Annotated in this window: 20 protein-coding genes, 1 other RNA gene and 1 pseudogene; 8 read left to right on the top strand and 14 right to left on the bottom strand. The window is 38.3% G+C overall.

What is annotated here, in order from left to right; all coding sequences use genetic code 11:
• Nucleotides 1-73: 73 nt before the first annotated feature.
• Entirely contained in the window at nt 74-475 is a 402-nt protein-coding gene (locus tag J678_RS19370) for a YraN family protein (RefSeq protein WP_000959396.1), read from the bottom strand.
• 192 nt (nt 476-667) lie between these two features.
• On the opposite strand from J678_RS19370, the gene rsmI reads away from it, so the two are divergent.
• Together rsmI and J678_RS19380 are read left to right on the top strand one after the other, a co-directional pair.
• Nucleotides 668-1,504: a 16S rRNA (cytidine(1402)-2'-O)-methyltransferase gene (gene rsmI, locus J678_RS19375; RefSeq protein ID WP_017392673.1), complete on the top strand. Its 837-nt coding sequence runs from the start codon at nt 668-670 to the stop codon at nt 1,502-1,504.
• A gap of 93 nt (nt 1,505-1,597) precedes the next feature.
• Nucleotides 1,598-1,984, top strand: a complete 387-nt coding sequence (locus J678_RS19380; RefSeq protein ID WP_017392674.1) for a hypothetical protein — start codon at nt 1,598-1,600, stop codon at nt 1,982-1,984.
• A 2-nt stretch (nt 1,985-1,986) separates the two neighbouring features.
• Here J678_RS19380 and J678_RS19385 read toward each other — a convergent pair whose 3' ends face one another.
• Nucleotides 1,987-2,877 (bottom strand): LysR family transcriptional regulator ArgP, encoded by an 891-nt coding sequence (locus J678_RS19385; RefSeq protein ID WP_032027453.1) that lies wholly within the window; start codon nt 2,875-2,877, stop codon nt 1,987-1,989.
• Nucleotides 2,878-2,984: 107 nt separating this feature from the next.
• Here J678_RS19385 and J678_RS19390 point away from each other — a divergent pair, with 107 nt between their 5' ends.
• Nucleotides 2,985-3,587: a LysE/ArgO family amino acid transporter gene (locus J678_RS19390; protein WP_004709994.1), complete on the top strand. Its 603-nt coding sequence runs from the start codon at nt 2,985-2,987 to the stop codon at nt 3,585-3,587.
• Between the two features lie 61 nt (nt 3,588-3,648).
• On the opposite strand, the gene J678_RS19395 is transcribed toward J678_RS19390, so the two are convergent.
• Nucleotides 3,649-4,290 carry a cation transporter gene (locus J678_RS19395; RefSeq protein ID WP_017392676.1) on the bottom strand — a complete coding sequence of 214 codons (642 nt, stop codon included), beginning with the start codon at nt 4,288-4,290 and terminating at the stop codon, nt 3,649-3,651.
• 65 nt (nt 4,291-4,355) lie between these two features.
• Between J678_RS19395 and J678_RS19400 the strand changes: the two genes are divergently transcribed.
• Nucleotides 4,356-4,757 (top strand): MerR family transcriptional regulator, encoded by a 402-nt coding sequence (locus J678_RS19400; RefSeq protein WP_017392677.1) that lies wholly within the window; start codon nt 4,356-4,358, stop codon nt 4,755-4,757.
• Nucleotides 4,758-4,809: 52 nt separating this feature from the next.
• Here J678_RS19400 and J678_RS19405 read toward each other — a convergent pair whose 3' ends face one another.
• The 5 genes from J678_RS19405 to J678_RS19425 form a co-directional block, all read right to left on the bottom strand.
• On the bottom strand, nt 4,810-5,061 hold the full coding sequence (locus J678_RS19405) for a hypothetical protein (RefSeq protein ID WP_002049530.1): 252 nt from the start codon (nt 5,059-5,061) through the stop codon (nt 4,810-4,812).
• A 209-nt stretch (nt 5,062-5,270) separates the two neighbouring features.
• Nucleotides 5,271-6,503: an FAD-dependent monooxygenase gene (locus J678_RS19410; protein WP_017392678.1), complete on the bottom strand. Its 1,233-nt coding sequence runs from the start codon at nt 6,501-6,503 to the stop codon at nt 5,271-5,273.
• The gene (gene ubiH, locus J678_RS19415; protein ID WP_017392679.1) at nt 6,500-7,708 is read right to left on the bottom strand and encodes a 2-octaprenyl-6-methoxyphenyl hydroxylase; all 1,209 of its coding nucleotides are present in this window, start codon (nt 7,706-7,708) and stop codon (nt 6,500-6,502) included. The genes J678_RS19410 and ubiH overlap by 4 nt, the downstream gene beginning before the upstream one ends.
• 31 nt (nt 7,709-7,739) lie before the next feature.
• The gene (gene pepP, locus J678_RS19420; protein WP_017392680.1) at nt 7,740-9,062 is read right to left on the bottom strand and encodes a Xaa-Pro aminopeptidase; all 1,323 of its coding nucleotides are present in this window, start codon (nt 9,060-9,062) and stop codon (nt 7,740-7,742) included.
• Between the two features lie 67 nt (nt 9,063-9,129).
• On the bottom strand, nt 9,130-9,762 hold the full coding sequence (locus tag J678_RS19425; RefSeq protein ID WP_002049531.1) for a UPF0149 family protein: 633 nt from the start codon (nt 9,760-9,762) through the stop codon (nt 9,130-9,132).
• Nucleotides 9,763-9,826: 64 nt separating this feature from the next.
• On the opposite strand from J678_RS19425, the gene J678_RS19430 reads away from it, so the two are divergent.
• From J678_RS19430 to ssrS, 3 genes are all read left to right on the top strand, one after another.
• Nucleotides 9,827-10,387 (top strand): hypothetical protein, encoded by a 561-nt coding sequence (locus tag J678_RS19430; protein ID WP_004710008.1) that lies wholly within the window; start codon nt 9,827-9,829, stop codon nt 10,385-10,387.
• Nucleotides 10,384-10,668: a cell division protein ZapA gene (locus J678_RS19435; protein ID WP_017392681.1), complete on the top strand. Its 285-nt coding sequence runs from the start codon at nt 10,384-10,386 to the stop codon at nt 10,666-10,668. The genes J678_RS19430 and J678_RS19435 overlap by 4 nt, the downstream gene beginning before the upstream one ends.
• Nucleotides 10,669-10,859: 191 nt before the next feature.
• Nucleotides 10,860-11,044, top strand: a non-coding RNA gene (gene ssrS, locus J678_RS22815) — 6S RNA.
• A 110-nt stretch (nt 11,045-11,154) separates the two neighbouring features.
• Here the strand turns inward: ssrS and J678_RS19440 are convergent.
• The 3 genes from J678_RS19440 to J678_RS19445 all read right to left on the bottom strand — a co-directional run bounded on the left by J678_RS19440 (nt 11,155) and on the right by J678_RS19445 (nt 12,070).
• Nucleotides 11,155-11,475: a hypothetical protein gene (locus tag J678_RS19440; RefSeq protein ID WP_004710010.1), complete on the bottom strand. Its 321-nt coding sequence runs from the start codon at nt 11,473-11,475 to the stop codon at nt 11,155-11,157.
• A 32-nt stretch (nt 11,476-11,507) separates the two neighbouring features.
• Nucleotides 11,508-11,621 carry a hypothetical protein gene (locus J678_RS23915; protein WP_099143572.1) on the bottom strand — a complete coding sequence of 38 codons (114 nt, stop codon included), beginning with the start codon at nt 11,619-11,621 and terminating at the stop codon, nt 11,508-11,510.
• A gap of 107 nt (nt 11,622-11,728) precedes the next feature.
• Nucleotides 11,729-12,070: a hypothetical protein gene (locus tag J678_RS19445; RefSeq protein WP_004710011.1), complete on the bottom strand. Its 342-nt coding sequence runs from the start codon at nt 12,068-12,070 to the stop codon at nt 11,729-11,731.
• A gap of 233 nt (nt 12,071-12,303) precedes the next feature.
• On the opposite strand from J678_RS19445, the gene J678_RS19450 reads away from it, so the two are divergent.
• Nucleotides 12,304-12,888, top strand: coding sequence for a 5-formyltetrahydrofolate cyclo-ligase (locus J678_RS19450; protein ID WP_017392682.1), 585 nt, complete (start codon nt 12,304-12,306; stop codon nt 12,886-12,888).
• Nucleotides 12,889-13,005: 117 nt separating this feature from the next.
• Here the strand turns inward: J678_RS19450 and tpgA are convergent, their stop codons facing one another.
• From tpgA to J678_RS19460, 3 genes and pseudogenes are all read right to left on the bottom strand, one after another.
• A complete protein-coding gene (gene tpgA, locus J678_RS19455) occupies nt 13,006-13,788 on the bottom strand; it encodes a trimeric autotransporter adhesin/peptidogylcan-associated protein TpgA (RefSeq protein ID WP_017392683.1) in 783 nt (260 codons plus the stop codon).
• Between the two features lie 57 nt (nt 13,789-13,845).
• Nucleotides 13,846-13,980 (bottom strand): annotated as a pseudogene (locus J678_RS23715) (YadA-like family protein); the annotation flags it as partial.
• Nucleotides 13,956-15,344, bottom strand: coding sequence for an ESPR domain-containing protein (locus J678_RS19460; RefSeq protein ID WP_017392684.1), 1,389 nt, complete (start codon nt 15,342-15,344; stop codon nt 13,956-13,958). The pseudogene J678_RS23715 and the gene J678_RS19460, both read right to left, overlap by 25 nt.
• Nucleotides 15,345-15,356 lie beyond the last annotated feature (12 nt).

A 15,356-nucleotide genomic window follows, 5' to 3' on the forward strand; every position in this document is an offset into this window, starting at 1 on the left:
CAGACTCCTATCAATCTCTTCTTGGCTTGATCATAAACATCGGTTTTAATTTGCTCAAAAGAGTAATGAACTCTTAATCCAAAGTAAATGCATTTTCGATCCATTGCAGATCATAATGGAATTTCGAAAAGTCTTGCTGTACTGTTTTTGCAATTTTCTGTGGAAAATCAAAACAAATCACATCAAAACGACAATAAAAATCCTGATAAGATGGGTAGCGCTGTAAAAACCTCATCGCCGTCTTAATTATTTTTTTCTGTTTACTTAAAGTCACCATTTCACAAGCTTGACCATAATTTCCCTGCCCTCGCGCTTTTACCTCAACAAAAATCAATTCGTTACCGCGTTTTACAATTAAATCTACCTCTCCACGACGTGAATGATAATTACTGGCGACCCATTCATAATTTTGTTCTTTTAAAAGTTTTAGTGCTGTTTGTTCAGCCCATTGGCCCAACTGCTGTGCAACTAACATGATTTTTTTGTTTCCCCTTTTTTAAATGTAAATGCTCTTAATACCGATTCTGCGTTTTTATATTTTGAATTGAGTAAATCAAAAGCAAATGTTTTGAAAAATAAAAAGCCTACTGACATTGTTCACGCCAAAAACAGAATTTCGGGTACACTAACCGATTAAAATTGTTTATCTGTACGGAGTAAAAACCAAATGAGTGCTCAGTTATTTGTTGTAGCCACCCCAATCGGGCACTTAGATGATATGACTTTCCGTGCAATTGATATCTTAAAATCAGTTTCTGTTGTTGCTGCCGAAGATACACGCCAGTCAGCTCAATTATTCAAACACTATAATATATCTACCCCACTTACCGCATGCCACGACCATAATGAAAGTAATAAAATTGAGCAGTTAGTTCAAAAGCTACTTGCTGGTGAAAATATTGCTTTGATTAGTGATGCAGGCACACCACTTATTAGTGATCCAGGTTTCAAACTGGTTCGTGCTGCTCAAGAAAATGGTATTAGGGTTGTACCTGTACCAGGTGCATGTGCTGCAATTGCTGCGTTAAGTGCTGTGGGCTTACCAAGTGACCGTTTTAGTTTTGAAGGCTTTTTGCCATCAAAAGCTTCTCAACGTATTTCGCAACTCGAAAAGCTTAAAAATGAAACTCAGACCTTAATTTTCTATGAAGCACCACACCGTATTTTAGAATGCGTAAAAAATATGACTGAAGTATTTGGTGAAAATCGTCCTGTCGGTTTCGCACGTGAAATTACCAAAACATTTGAAACGATCAAGAAAATGACCTTAAAAGATTTGGTTATTTTTATTGAAAATGACCATAACCAAGAAAAAGGTGAAATTGTTCTTGTGGTTGGCGGTGCCCCAGAAAAAACAGATCTGGAACAAGAAAAACTAGATGAACTTTTAAAGCGCTTACTTCAAGATTTATCGGTTAAAGCAGCATCTCAACTGGCTGCTGATTTAACGGGTATTAAGAAAAAAGTCGCTTATCAACGTGCACTTGAGTTAACCCAATCTTAATTTTTTAATAAATGCGGTGATGGCAAATATTTTAAGCCATCCCGCGCATGAATTTTGCATAATAATATTAATCATAAAAACAAGAGTATTGATATGACTGAACAGCTTGGAAAACTTGGGCCTCATGAAGGGCAAGAACTAGAATTATTATTGTCTGGTCATAAATCGATTGCTTTATTTTATGACTTATTACCTACTGAATTTGTGAAGCACCTTGAGCAAGGTACTTTAACTATACTCAGTAAAGATATTGAGACGTCTTTATCTGTACCTTTTTCAATTATGCTGATCTATAAAGATGCCTCTTTAGCAGATTTGAATGAACTCGTGTTATGTATTGAAAAATCAATAAAGGAAACTCAACTTGAAGATCGCTTAGCACTAGACCGTAGAATCGGACAACTTTTAGGTTATTCAGCGCAAGACATAGAGTTTTATATTCAACACGTTTCAAACTTTTATGCACGTTCTCGTTCTTGAGTTTATCTCAAGATATGTCTTTCTGATTCAACAATGGTCTCGGTCAGTACATCAAGTTGTTTCGACTGTCTTTTCCAGTGATGCCAATATAAAGGAATATCGAGTTGAGCCTCAGGCATAATATCAACAAGTGTCCCATTTTCGAGCAAGGGTTGAACCTGAAGTTCAGGCACCATTCCATAGCCTAAACCTAGCTGAATTGCTTTGACAAAGGCATCTGTTGCCGGAATAAAACTATAAGGATAACTCTGCATCGGTAAACCGTAACCTTTTAATAAAACTTCCGAATGCATTAAATCTTTATGGTTAAAAATAACTGCCGGCGTTTTTCTTAAAACTTCTCGGTTAACTCCACCACGAAACCACCGATTTACAAAGTCAGCCGAGGCGAGCATTTTATAGCGCATTTTACCAAGAGGCTGAGCTAAGCAACCCGCCATCACCTGCTCTTCTGCTGTAATACATGCATTGACCTGCCCTGTTTCTAGCAAAGTATGTGTGTGAGATTGATCATCAATTTTTAGTTCTAACACTATTTTTTCTTTGAACAATGTTTGCTGAATAGTGGGTAAAAGCCAAGTTGCTAATGAATCTGCATTTGAAGCCAACGCAATTTTATAAAATTCCGATTCAGAGGACTTCCCCATTAAACCTTGTAATAAATTTTGCTCCATTAGCCTTGTATGACGTAAATGCTGGAGTAAGGTTTGCCCTGCTTGTGTAAGCACACATGGACGGCCACGTATTATTAAAATCTGCCCTAAATATTTTTCTAGTGCTTGTACACGTAGTGATACAGCAGACGGAGTGATACATAAATGTTCTCCTGCTGCATCGAAACTTCCGACTTCTGCAACCGCAAGAAAAGCTTCACACTGCTTACTATCCAACATATAAAACCTAAATTATTTTTAGCCAAACCTAAATATTCTTAATTTTACTTATTTCTTTATAAAAAGACAGATAATTCCCGCATCTGATTTTTTTCTACTTAATGGTTATGCTTTCTCTGAGTGTATTTTTTAAAGGTTTAGGTATTGGTAGCGGCCTAATTGTAGCGATTGGTGCTCAAAATGCTTTTGTTCTAAAACAAGGGCTCAAACAGCAATATGTATTTTGGTTATGTTTAATCTGCGCACTGTCGGATTCGATTTTAATTGCTTGCGGTGTATTAGGTTTTGCCGAAATTATGACAGCATCACCTATCTTAATTACAGTCGCGAAATATTTAGGAGCAACGTTTTTATTTGTCTATGGTGCAAAAGCCTTCTATGCCGCGTTTAAAACGAATCAAGGCATGGAGCTTGATAGCAGCCAAAAACAGACTTTAACCCAAGCACTTGTAACTTGTCTGGCCTTTACTTGGCTCAATCCACATGTTTATTTAGATACTATTGTGCTGATTGGTTCGGTTGCAACACAGCTAGAAGATAAAATTAGTTTTGCTTTAGGCAGCATACTTGCTTCTTGGATTTTCTTTTTCAGTTTAGGTTATGGTGCAAGATTCCTAAAACCTTTATTTATCAATCCCAAAGCTTGGAAAATTTTAGATTTTATTATTGGTTGCGTTATGTGGAGTATTGCAATATCAATTCTCATCTAACGCATTCAAAAACAAAAAAGTACCATGCTTAAATGGTACTTTTTTGTTTATACGATTAAAATTAAGCTTCTGAACCCAACATTATCTTTGATTGTTTTCTTTCTTGTAATGATTGCTTAATCACAGCATAACCTGAAGAAACACCTAAATATGCGATCACAAAGGCTACTAATAAATCCGGAAATACAGTGCCTGTTCCAAATACGCCAACCGCCGCTAAAATTACAGCAATATTGGCAATAGAGTCATTTCGACTACACAGCCAGACAGAACGCATATTGGCATCCCCATCTCTAAATGCATAAAGCATTAAAGCAACGGAAACGTTAGCAATTAAAGCCATCACCCCAATTGCCCCCATAACCATCGGTTCAGGTGAAACACCATGAAAAAATGACCATACCACTTTTGCAATGACGAAGAAACCAAAAGCGGCCATCGTAATACCCTTAACAAGAGCTGCAGTTGCGCGCCAATAAAGGCTCATCGAGAGTACAACTAAAGACAAAGCATAATTTGCTGCATCTCCTGCAAAATCTAATGCATCTGCCCATAATGAAACAGATTGAGCTTTGTAGCCACCTACAATTTCAACTACAAACATGAGTGCATTAATCACAAGTGCAATCCATAGCGCTTTTTTAAAGCGTGGGCTGACTTTCTTTGTAGGTGAACATGTTGAAGCACATCCACATCCGGCCATTTTATTTCCTCAAGAACTCTTTTATAGTCATTAAAAACCCTTGAGTAGCTCCAGAGTCAAGTCTTATGAGTCTTTCTATTGGCCAATTATCAAAAAAAGCAGATGTTCCAATCGACACTATTCGTTATTACGAAAAAGTAGGTGTACTCGACCGTATTCAACGCTCAGAAAATAATTATCGTATTTACACAGATCAAACACTTGCGGACCTATTATTTATTAAACATTGTCGCGAATTAGATATTTCTCTAAGTGATATTAAAACATTAAAAGAAATGAAAGCTCAGCCAAAGCAGGCATGTACGGAAATTGATAATTTGGTGAATAAATATTTGATTGAAGTATCGCAAAAAATTGAACGACTTTTACTTTTAAAAGAAACACTCATCGATTTAAAACAACATTGCTCGACCGACCGTACAGTAGACGAATGCGGCATTTTAAAAGAGCTGCAAAACAACCTTTAACTCAACCTAAAAGCCAATAAAAAAGCATCACTCATGTGATGCTTTTTTATTATTAAAGGTCGCTATGTTCATCTGGCGGAACTTCAGTAATTCTCCCACCACGAGCTAAAAATGCAGCAACTTCATCTTCCAATGCTTGGCGCTGTTTTTGTTTCGCAGTTACGGTAAGCGTTTCTGCTTCAGCAAGATCAGCATCAGTTAAGTTGCCTGCTTCTTCGTCAGCCGCGCCACTCTCAGCCGCTTTGGCTTCATCTTCATCTACAGCAGAATCTTCTGCATCTTCATAATCATTGATATCTGTCATATTTACACTCCCCACAATGATTTGTATTGCATCATCGCTATGGTCTTTGAGACCTCAGAAATTTAGCAATCTCTTTGCATTTAGCAAAGAGCCAAATTGGTCAAATCCGTATCTTTTCTGACCGATTTGGTAATGATATATAAATGATTGTTTAAAAAATATCTACTGATATTTATTTAGACCAGTAGAGCATAAACTTCGTAATTATTTTAACGACTATACTGGGTGTTTTGTAAAGCCCCTAAACCATTTGCTTGTTGCATAAAACGCTCTTTTAAGAGTGAAATTTGTTCAACCTGCTTGAGTCCGGCATTTCTGGCCCAAATCAATGGAAATAGCTCAGAACTTTCCAACCAACCGATAGCCGACATACTATGCATCATCGCATCGTTTTGTCCTTTACGGCGGTGTTCATAACGCATTAAGGTTTGTTCATGCGCCCATACGCCACGGCCTAAATCATGCAATAGTGCATCACAGAGTACCGCTGCATCTAAACAACCAATATTCACCCCTTGTCCAGCAAGTGGATGAATCACATGAGCTGCATCACCGATTAGGGCTAGGCCAGCTTTAACGTATTGTTTTGCAGCGCGCGCTTTCAATGGAAATTGTGCTCTTGAACGAACATCTAACACTTCACCCAACATATGTTGGCTTTCTCGAGTTAAAAGCTGCATAAACTCGCTATCACTTAAAGCCGAATATTCATCAGCATAATCATCTGGCAGTGTCCAGACAATGGACTGCCAATAGCCGTTTTCACTTTTTTCAAGGCTCGCCATCGGCAAATATGCCAAAGGCCCTGTAGGTAAAAAGATTTGACGAGCAACATAGTGATGAGGCTTAGAAGTCTTAATTGCACAACTAATCGCTGCTTGCTTGTAATCTAGTACGTCTAGATCGATAAAGGCTTGTTCACGTACAAATGAATTGGCACCATCTGCGCCAATAAGCAGTTTAGTTTTAAGTGTTGTGCCATCTGCCAATTGAATATGCCAACACCCAACACCTTGCTCAATACGTGTCACACGGACTTGAGTACGATAATCTGTTAGCTGCTCAAGCATTTTTTGTTGAATAACAACATTCAATACACTTGGCTCAACCATAGAGCCCAAAGCTTGCTCTGGCATTGGTCTTTGTACAGACTCATGACCAAAATTAATTTCACCATAGCCATTTAGGTTCCACACCTGCATGCCGGTATAAGGCATTTGACGTGCTAAATCATCCCAAACATTGACTGTTTTAAGTAAATGAATCGTCGCTTGGCTGAGCGCTAAAACACGTGGATTCATTACGCTCAATGTCTTTTCAACATCAAGTACAGGGGCAGCATCAAGCACGGTAGCCTGTACTCCACCTTGTGCAAGTAATAAAGCAGTTAAGCCACCAACCAGTCCACCACCAACAATGACGACATCTAACACTTCACTCATGCTTTTAACCCCATTGCATAGTTGGCTACCAATGGCTTAACACCCGGAATGACATCAAATGCAATTAATCCCGTATTACGGATTAATTTTAATAATGGGTTTTGGTTACTAAAGCCCCGAACGACCGTATCGCAGAACTTAATCACGCGCTGTTGGTCAGATAAACGGGCTTGTTCATAGGCAAGTAAATTATCTGGATTACCAATATCATCAGATGTACTTAACTGATTTACTAAATAACGAAGCAATACATCTGCATCACGCAGACATAAATTAAAACCTTGCCCTGCAACCGGATGGATTGTGTGCGCTGCATTACCCATTAAAATAACGCGTCCAACCGCTTGTTTATGCGCAAGTACTTGTGAAAGCGGATAGCTAAAGCGTTTGCCTGTTTTTTCAAATTTACCCGCTCTATCACCATACGTTTTTTGCAAGGCATCTAAAAAGTGTTGGTCATTTTCTTCGCCTAACCACTCATCTTCAGTGCCCTTTTTAACAGGCCATACCACTGAGCGACGATATTCACCCGGTAACGGCAATAAAGCTAAAGGCCCTAATGCACTAAAACGCTCAAACCCTACATGCTCATGTGGCTTTGAAGTTTGAACAGTCGTAACGATCGCAACCTGATCATAGTCGTGGACCTCAACACCCACACCAATTGCTTGACGACAGAAAGAATCACGACCATCTGCTGCAATTAATAATTTTGACTCAAGCTTTAAAAGTTCATCACCACGCTGAGCTTCAATATGTACCTGTTCAGCGTCTTGAGTTAAAGCGGTTACTTGTACGCCATCAATCAGTTCAATCAAAGGTTGTTGGCGTACTTGAGTTAATAAAACACGACCGAGCCACGCATTCTCAATGACTTGTCCAAAGCTTTCGACTTTTTCTTGTTCTGCAACTAAACGTGCTTTACCAAAACTGCCTTGCTCAGTAATGTGAACCTGCAAAATTGGGGTAGCATGTTGTTGTAATGCATCCCATAACCCTAGCTTCTGATAAATCTGTACACTACGACGTGATAAAGCCGTATTCCGCGCATCAAAACTGGAATGGTAAGGGGCAACATTTTGATCATCATAGTTTGGGTATTTCACAGCTTCTAATAGCTTTACCGCGATATTAGCCTTCGCCAGCATGAGGGAAAGACTTAAACCCACCATACCCCCACCTACAATAATCACTTGTTGTTGCATCGAGTTTTGCTCCTTTGGCGAATACGTTTAATTATGCTTTAGCTTGCGCCATTAAATGTTCAATATCTGCAATATCTTTAACCACGTCGGCCGTTAAAACTCGTGGGCCTTTTGAGGTTGCGACTACATCATCTTCAATACGAATGCCAATACCACGCCATTTTTTATCTACTGTTTCATCGTCGGGCGCAATATATAAACCTGGCTCAACAGTAACAACCATACCCTCTTCATATTGGCGCCAGTCGTCATCTTTTTTATAAGAACCAACATCATGTACATCCATACCTAACCAATGGCCTGTACCATGCATATAAAATTGACGATAAGCTTCAGTTTCAATCAGCTCACTCACATCACCTTTGAGCAAACCTAAACTAACTAAGCCTTCCGTTAAAATTTTGACCGCAACCTCATGAGGCTCACGGTACGAATTACCAATACGTACTGCATCAATCGCTGCATATTGAGAGGCCAATACCACCTCATATAATGCTTGTTGTTCAGCACTAAATTTTCCATTTACAGGAAAGGTACGGGTAATATCCGATGCATAAAACTCATATTCACAAGCAGCATCAATTAAAACTAAATCACCATCTTTGAGTGGTTGGTTATTTTCAACATAGTGCAAAATGCAGGCATTAGCCCCACCACCAACAATACTGTTATATGAAGGCACACAGCCGTTTTGCCCAAATATATAATTGAGTTCGGCTTCTAGTGCATATTCCATCATGCCAGGGCGAACAGTTTGCATCGCGCGGGTATGTGCTTTAGCACTAATTTTTGAGGCAACTTGCATCAGCTCAATTTCTTGGGGTGATTTAATTAACCGCATTTCATCAATAATGCGATCTAATTGAACTAACTGGGCTGGAGCGGCTTCATGACGATGCTCGGCATTCGCTTTTTTGATCCATTGGCTTACTCTGGCATCAAATGCAGCATTGTGTCCGATTCGATAATAAAGACGCTCTTTATTTAATAATTTTTCAATAATTTCTTCATCAAGCAGATCAATTGCATAAGCTTCATCTGCTTCGTATTCTTCAATTGCGCCGTCAATTCCCGCACGATATCCATTCCAGATTTCCATCTCGCGATTACGTTCACGGCAAAAAAGACTATAGCTATAGTCTGTAACGTCATCAAAGGTTTCAATGACAGCAACTGCCTCAGGCTCTGCAAAACCCGTCAAATAGAAAAAACTACTATCGGCACGGAATTTATAATCCGCATCACGATTACGGTACATTTCCTCACGCGTCGCAATAATCGCAATGCTGTTTGGGCCCATTTTTTCTGCTAGACGGTTTCTGCGATGTTGAAAATCAGCTTGAGGCAATTTCATAATGATCTACTTGATTTAGAATTTTAAAGTCAAAAAATTAAACACAGCCAATAACACATCGCCTCAATTAACTTGGGCGATGTGGTGTAAACATTTCTACAATATTTTGATCTAGAGTGCCTACAGTAGAAGTTTTACTTTTTGCATAAAAGTTTTTCAACAATGAACTTTCAGCCACTGTTACTTTCTTTCTACCAATAGATAAGCTCACTGGAATAAGGCGTACAAACTCATACAATTCTTCGTAACTGCTTTCGCCTTCTTCGTCGTTATCAGAGTCTTCAAACTCTACTGCTGCCACATCTTGCAAATGTTCAATTAATTCGCGCTCATCAGCACGAACATGGCCTGATGCCAAACCAAAGCCAAGAACAACACCAGCACACCAGTCTGATAATGCTTGCACACGATCTTGAAGCGTATGTTCATCGTCTGGAAGCATTGGCAAATAATCCAATTCATCTTCCGACAACGCATGTGCTACATCTTCTGTTTCATCGGTTAAAAGCGCTAAAGCTTCTTCATTTAAATCAGGAACATTAAGAGTTGTTAAAATTTGTGTCCATTCTTCACGCGTAGGCGCTTCTGTCACACAAACAATACCTGTTAGTAAACCATGTAACTCACTAGGGCTTGAAATTTCTTCAATTCCTTCAAAATGAGCGTTCCATTCTGTCCAGCCTGAAATATCGTCTTGCATTCGTTTATCCAATCTCTATACTTCGTATATATTACCTTTGATTGCAATTCTGTGCGACCTCGTTATGTTAGAACAATTACAGCGGCTACAAGCGCATATTGGCGTTTTAAAAACACGCTTACATCATCTAGAGAGTGAAAATTCTACTCTCTTGGAAGCTAAAGAACTGGCTGAAACAGAGCACCACGCACAAGTTGTGCAAAAAAATAGCATCATCACTAAAAAACAAGAGGAAATTGAGACACTAACTGAGCAACTCACTCAGCTACAAGGTCAATTTCAACAATTGAATCAAGATGCTAACACACTTGCCGAGCGTTACAGCCGCCTAGAAAAAAGTACGACCGATTTAAAAAATCGTTTTCAAGAAATTTTGGCTGAGCGTAATGAGTTACGCGTTACCAAAGAAAAACTTCAGTCACACCAACGTCAAACTCAACAAGAGTTACACGACTTGCAGCAAGACCGTGACCGTTTGTTACAAAAAAATGAACTTGCCAAAGCAAAGGTTGAAGCAATTATTCAACGTTTAGCAATTTTAGGTACAGCTCAAGATCAACACGCGCAAGAAATTCAGCAACTTGCTCACCCAAATGCGGAAGCTGGTGAGGAGACCCAATCATGAGTGAACAAGTCATGGTAGAGCTTCGTCTGATTGAGCAAACATTTAGACTTGCAACAACATCAGATAAAAAAGATGAGCTTGAACGTGCAGCTGAACTTCTTAATGAGAGATTCAACAATATGCGCCGTAGTGCCCCTCGTGTTGAGCACAATAAGCTTGTTATTATGGTTGCCTTACAGCTTACCCAAGAAGTGTTAAGTTTAAATAAATCTTTGCAAGAATATACACACTGTGAACGCCTATTACAGGCTATTTTGGAAGATGTTGAACAAACTGTTTAATCGACTTGTATCAATAAAAATGCCTTGCTCTATTCATTTATAGTGCAGGGCATTTTTGTATTGACCTATCTTATGTACCACATGATTGTTATATATACTTTTAGTGTACAAAGCTTCATCAAATGAAGCCTAACTTTACAGTTCAATAAACTCAGATGATTGCCAATGGAACCAGATCGGTTATACTTAAGCTATCTCTGGGATGTTCGCCAGCGGGTCTATTCCCCTGCCGATACTTAAACTTATGGATTGCGTTCTGTATATTTAGAGTGTATGCCTACCTTAGAGTAGGAAACCCAGCAAGTATACGTCGCGTCCACCTTGAACTCGTCGGGTTCAGGGTAACGACACATGCAGCGGCATCTTCGGAGCATTAATTTTATTATATAATTATAATTTAAAGACAGACCTGTCAGTCTATTTTTAGTATTTTGCCTTTCTAGCTCATTAGCTAAACTTAAAAGTTAAATATATTTCTGTTGCTATTTATTGCTCATTTCGATGTAAGCATTCTTGATACCACCCTGTCTGAAAATCTTCGATGGCTTTACGTTTAAAGAAGCTTGTTTTGAATACTTTAGCAGCATAAGCTGAGTTGATTAAGTCTTGATAAAGCTGCTTTGCTTTTTCTTCTGTAAGGCCATCAGCAATTTGTTGTAAATCTTGTGCAGGTACTTTTTTTTGCCTTGCTTCCATTACGTTATAAGCGACTTTTTTTACGATATTACAAATATCAGGATCATTTATATTATCGTTAGCATAACAACCTGTGGCAATAAAACTGAGTAATAATATTTTAAATTTCATATCTCTACCTTGCATTAATTATTAAATTTCACTTAGTTAAAAAACGATTTCCCTTCGTAATTCTGCATGTTTGCTAGCAAGATAGAGGCAAGTGTTAAATAGCTACCGACCGTATTAAAACTCTGCAAAAATTTTAATATTTGCATCTTAAGTCCAGCGAAAAATTTAAATAAGGAGCAGAAAGAAATTTAGCACAACTAAATAATGCCAATCAATTCACAATTATTAATTTTTACGTGATAAACAACAAACTTTAATTATCACATTTTATTCCTAAACTTCCCTTATAGTAATCTGTTGCGCTTTTCAGATCTGATAGTAATTTTTCTTCGGTATAAGGCTTAGGCGAAATTTTTATTAATGCAGGCATGTATTGCTTTTTGTAGAGATCAGGATAATCATGGCACAAAATTTTAACTTTAACTTCTTGCGGTGTCTTTGGACTATCTAATTGATCTAAAAACTCGCCAATTTTTCGATCAGACTCTTCGAATTGAGTCTTGTAATCAACTTGAGGAGCCTCAGATTCTGCCTGTTTCGTGCACGCACTGAGCAAAGCAGCACATAGCATCATCAATAAAATTTTTAACTTCATAGACTTTAAAGTTTCATATTCATCTTTAAATATACTTATCCTGATTAAATGTAAATAAATACTGTAAATACGTAAAAAAACTAAAAAATATTATATAGAGGCTTTTTAGGAACACAGTTATTTTTATTTTCGATTCAACTAGACTGTTTTTATAACGTTTAAAGTTCGGTGAAGCTAAAGAAAAATGGATATAATTTTGCACGAATCATCTCAAGTCTTTGTTAGATTTATCCATGAATGAACTCAGCTTTATTAGAAAAAATTTAAGATCTAAAAGACGTTCTTTAACCCAATTTGAGCAAAAAAAGGCTCAGCTTAATGTTTTACACTACCTAAATTACCTTCCTATTTTTCATTCATCCAAAAAAATTGGTTTATATCTGCACGCTTTTGGTGAAATTCATACTGATCTTCTTATCAAATTCTGTTTTAAAAAGAATAAACAAGTTTATTTACCAATGATTTGCTCGATGAACCAACGTTTAGTGTGGATAAAGATAAATAAAAACCAGTATTTAAATCGTCGCTTTTCTCACCATCCCTTAGGTATGAAGGAGCCTATGGCAACGCGAGGAAGACATGTGTCACAGCTTGATTTGCTACTTATGCCGCTTTTAGCTTGTGATCACTACGGAACACGTATTGGTATGGGTGGTGGTTATTATGATCGTACATTAGCAAGTGCAAAGCATAAACCTTATCGTTTAGGATTGGCTCATCAATTTCAATTTATTGAACATACTTTAGAACGTCAAAGCTGGGATCAACCATTAGATGGTTTACTCACGCCACAGCACTTTTATAATTTTAAAAGATGATTTTTATATAAAATTTATAAAAAATAATATTTTTAAATATACTCTTTTAATTTTTTAGTCCCTTTAAACGAAAAAAGTAACCATCCTAGGGATGATTACTTTTTCGTGACAGGCTGTTTACCAACTTATATTAACACGTCTATTCGGGGCTAAACATTGAATAACTTGAGAATTATGACCACCTGAACATTGCTGATATAAATCAGTCTGGCTATTCGCTTGTATTTGAATACGGTTTGGGTCTATCCCTTGTTTTACAAGTAATTTGGCAACTGTATTCGCTCGTTTAGATGATAACTCTTGGTTATAACTAAATTTACCTAATGGATCTGCGAATCCAGAAACAATAATAGGTGTTGTTGATGGGATTTGCTTAATCTGATCGACAACGTTGTCTATATTGTTTAAACCTTGCTGTATTGCACTAGCATCAGATCGATCAAAAGCAAATAAAACGCTCGCTGTACGTCCATTAACCGCAGTACTACTTGCAGGAGGCTGATTATTTTCGCCCCAAGCCATCAACCCTTCACATGCTTCACCTTTCCAAGATAAACGTTCAGCCAAATATTTTTTATTAAAATCAATGCGTAACTGGCAACGTTGGTATTGATTACTATTTGGTACACGTATATCTAGTACATAGTTCCAGACTTTTACTGCAAAAAGTCCTTCACTAAATTGTGGATTGCCGAGTAGAGCTCGAATCTGGTCTTTATTTAGCCCTAAATCTAAGCGCGCAACGTCATCATACTCATAACGTTTTACTTGCTTAAGATAGCTATCTGATACTTTAGGAAATGTGACATTTTTTTGAGATACTGCTTCTTCTTGTGCATAACTAACCATTGCTAGGCCAGAAAGAACAGCAATAAATAACGCTTTAACTGTATTTTTCATATTTTTACTCTCGAAATGGAGAATGAGGAAGGTTTATGCCTTCCTCGCCTAGCGAAACTAGTCAATTACACCACTAATACCGATACGAACACTTGGATCACCTTGAGAAGCTGCGGCTACACCACCAGTCAGTGACCAACGTCCATTATCGGCAGTTTTACGTAAGGTCACACCGACAGCATTTTCACCACCTTACTTGCGCCAGTAACATTTAATGAGCCGCCAGTCGTTAAGTTGCCCGCTGTGACAGTACCAGAAAAAACAGGAGCATCCGCCATCTGAATATTAACTGTGTTACCAGTCACAGCCGTTTTTAAGTTATTTCCAGAATAGGTTCCAGCAGTTGAGCCTGCTCCAGTGATATTAAGTGTTGTACCTAAATTATTTGCTGAAGTTCCTGTATTACCAGCGAAAGTAATAGGTTTTACAACTTCATTATTTAGATTAGTTAAGGCCCCTGACACTGTATTAACAGGAGTATAAGTTGTTCCATCTGTTTTAGTGATCGTATAACTTGGGGCCGTATATACATCTGTTGCAGGATTATATGCTGCACCACCACCCAATGCGGTCGTATTGCCTACAGCACGATTATTTACATCCTTTAACTGAGCAACCGTAACCGCATCTGAATCGGCAGCACCATCGGCTACGTTTTGAATACGTCGAGTATTTGTTGCTGAGCCCACCGAAACAACACCATTGGTTGTAGATGCTGCAACATTCGTTATATATGAATTACCACTTTGTACCGTAGTTGTAGAACCCGCGCCTAAAGCCACTGAATTCGTTACACTTGCGGTTGATCTAGGCCCAAGGGATACACTATTTGCTGCTGAGGTTAAGCTATTAGTACCTATAGCAACACCATCAACGGCGTTTGTATCTACCGTCGCTGTATTACCAATTGCAGTAGCATTATTTGCCCCACTATTAACTTGAGCATTTTTTCCTATCGCCATTGCTGCTGTTGAACCAACAACTTGGCTCATCGCACCAATTGCGACACTGTAACTAGAAGCACTATCAACTGCTGTAAAAGATGATCCCGTTGCCAAGCCTTCTGCAACAAGATCTGCATCACTGTTATTTTGAAGTGCAATTGATTGCGCGCCAGCAGCACTTGCTTGTCCCCCAACTACTGTTGAGTTTACCCCTGTCGCATTTACATAATTTCCTAATGCAGTTGAATCTGCTGCGCTGGCATTTGCTCTTGAACCAACGGCTAATCCGTTAGAATCATTTGCAGTAGCCGGAGTACCGGTGTTTGCACCTATGGCAATACCATTACTGATGGTTGGACTTGTATCAATAATTGAACCATACAAATTTGTGTAGTCAGCCCACACATGTGAAGCGGCTAAACAGGAGATGATAGATAATACAAGGGCCTTAGGTCTAAATTTCTTTTCTCTAGAAATGATCTCATTTTGTGAACTAGTTATTTCAGAAGATGATGAAACAGAACCAGTTCTCGTTTTACTTTTAGCCAATTCTGATACAACAGTCCATGTACCAACAGAAGCATTCCATACAACTTTGTATATCTTATTCATATTCCCACCCGT

This window comes from Acinetobacter sp. 1424608 (assembly GCF_000588255.1).
Classification (GTDB): Bacteria; Pseudomonadota; Gammaproteobacteria; order Pseudomonadales; family Moraxellaceae; genus Acinetobacter; species Acinetobacter nosocomialis.

Coding starts and splice junctions, on each gene's coding strand:
- J678_RS19430 (WP_004710008.1), top strand. CDS start 9,827: ATGTTAGAACAATTACAGCGGCTACAAGCGCATATTGGCGTTTTAAAA.
- J678_RS19445 (WP_004710011.1), bottom strand. CDS start 12,070: ATGAAGTTAAAAATTTTATTGATGATGCTATGTGCTGCTTTGCTCAGT.
- tpgA (WP_017392683.1), bottom strand. CDS start 13,788: ATGAAAAATACAGTTAAAGCGTTATTTATTGCTGTTCTTTCTGGCCTA.
- J678_RS19390 (WP_004709994.1), top strand. CDS start 2,985: ATGCTTTCTCTGAGTGTATTTTTTAAAGGTTTAGGTATTGGTAGCGGC.
- rsmI (WP_017392673.1), top strand. CDS start 668: ATGAGTGCTCAGTTATTTGTTGTAGCCACCCCAATCGGGCACTTAGAT.
- J678_RS19370 (WP_000959396.1), bottom strand. CDS start 475: ATGTTAGTTGCACAGCAGTTGGGCCAATGGGCTGAACAAACAGCACTA.
- J678_RS19400 (WP_017392677.1), top strand. CDS start 4,356: ATGAGTCTTTCTATTGGCCAATTATCAAAAAAAGCAGATGTTCCAATC.
- J678_RS19450 (WP_017392682.1), top strand. CDS start 12,304: ATGAATGAACTCAGCTTTATTAGAAAAAATTTAAGATCTAAAAGACGT.
- ubiH (WP_017392679.1), bottom strand. CDS start 7,708: ATGCAACAACAAGTGATTATTGTAGGTGGGGGTATGGTGGGTTTAAGT.
- J678_RS19460 (WP_017392684.1), bottom strand. CDS start 15,344: ATGAATAAGATATACAAAGTTGTATGGAATGCTTCTGTTGGTACATGG.
- J678_RS19405 (WP_002049530.1), bottom strand. CDS start 5,061: ATGACAGATATCAATGATTATGAAGATGCAGAAGATTCTGCTGTAGAT.
- J678_RS19395 (WP_017392676.1), bottom strand. CDS start 4,290: ATGGCCGGATGTGGATGTGCTTCAACATGTTCACCTACAAAGAAAGTC.
- J678_RS19440 (WP_004710010.1), bottom strand. CDS start 11,475: ATGAAATTTAAAATATTATTACTCAGTTTTATTGCCACAGGTTGTTAT.
- J678_RS19425 (WP_002049531.1), bottom strand. CDS start 9,762: ATGCAAGACGATATTTCAGGCTGGACAGAATGGAACGCTCATTTTGAA.
- J678_RS23915 (WP_099143572.1), bottom strand. CDS start 11,621: ATGCAAATATTAAAATTTTTGCAGAGTTTTAATACGGTCGGTAGCTAT.
- pepP (WP_017392680.1), bottom strand. CDS start 9,062: ATGAAATTGCCTCAAGCTGATTTTCAACATCGCAGAAACCGTCTAGCA.
- J678_RS19435 (WP_017392681.1), top strand. CDS start 10,384: ATGAGTGAACAAGTCATGGTAGAGCTTCGTCTGATTGAGCAAACATTT.
- J678_RS19380 (WP_017392674.1), top strand. CDS start 1,598: ATGACTGAACAGCTTGGAAAACTTGGGCCTCATGAAGGGCAAGAACTA.
- J678_RS19385 (WP_032027453.1), bottom strand. CDS start 2,877: ATGTTGGATAGTAAGCAGTGTGAAGCTTTTCTTGCGGTTGCAGAAGTC.
- J678_RS19410 (WP_017392678.1), bottom strand. CDS start 6,503: ATGAGTGAAGTGTTAGATGTCGTCATTGTTGGTGGTGGACTGGTTGGT.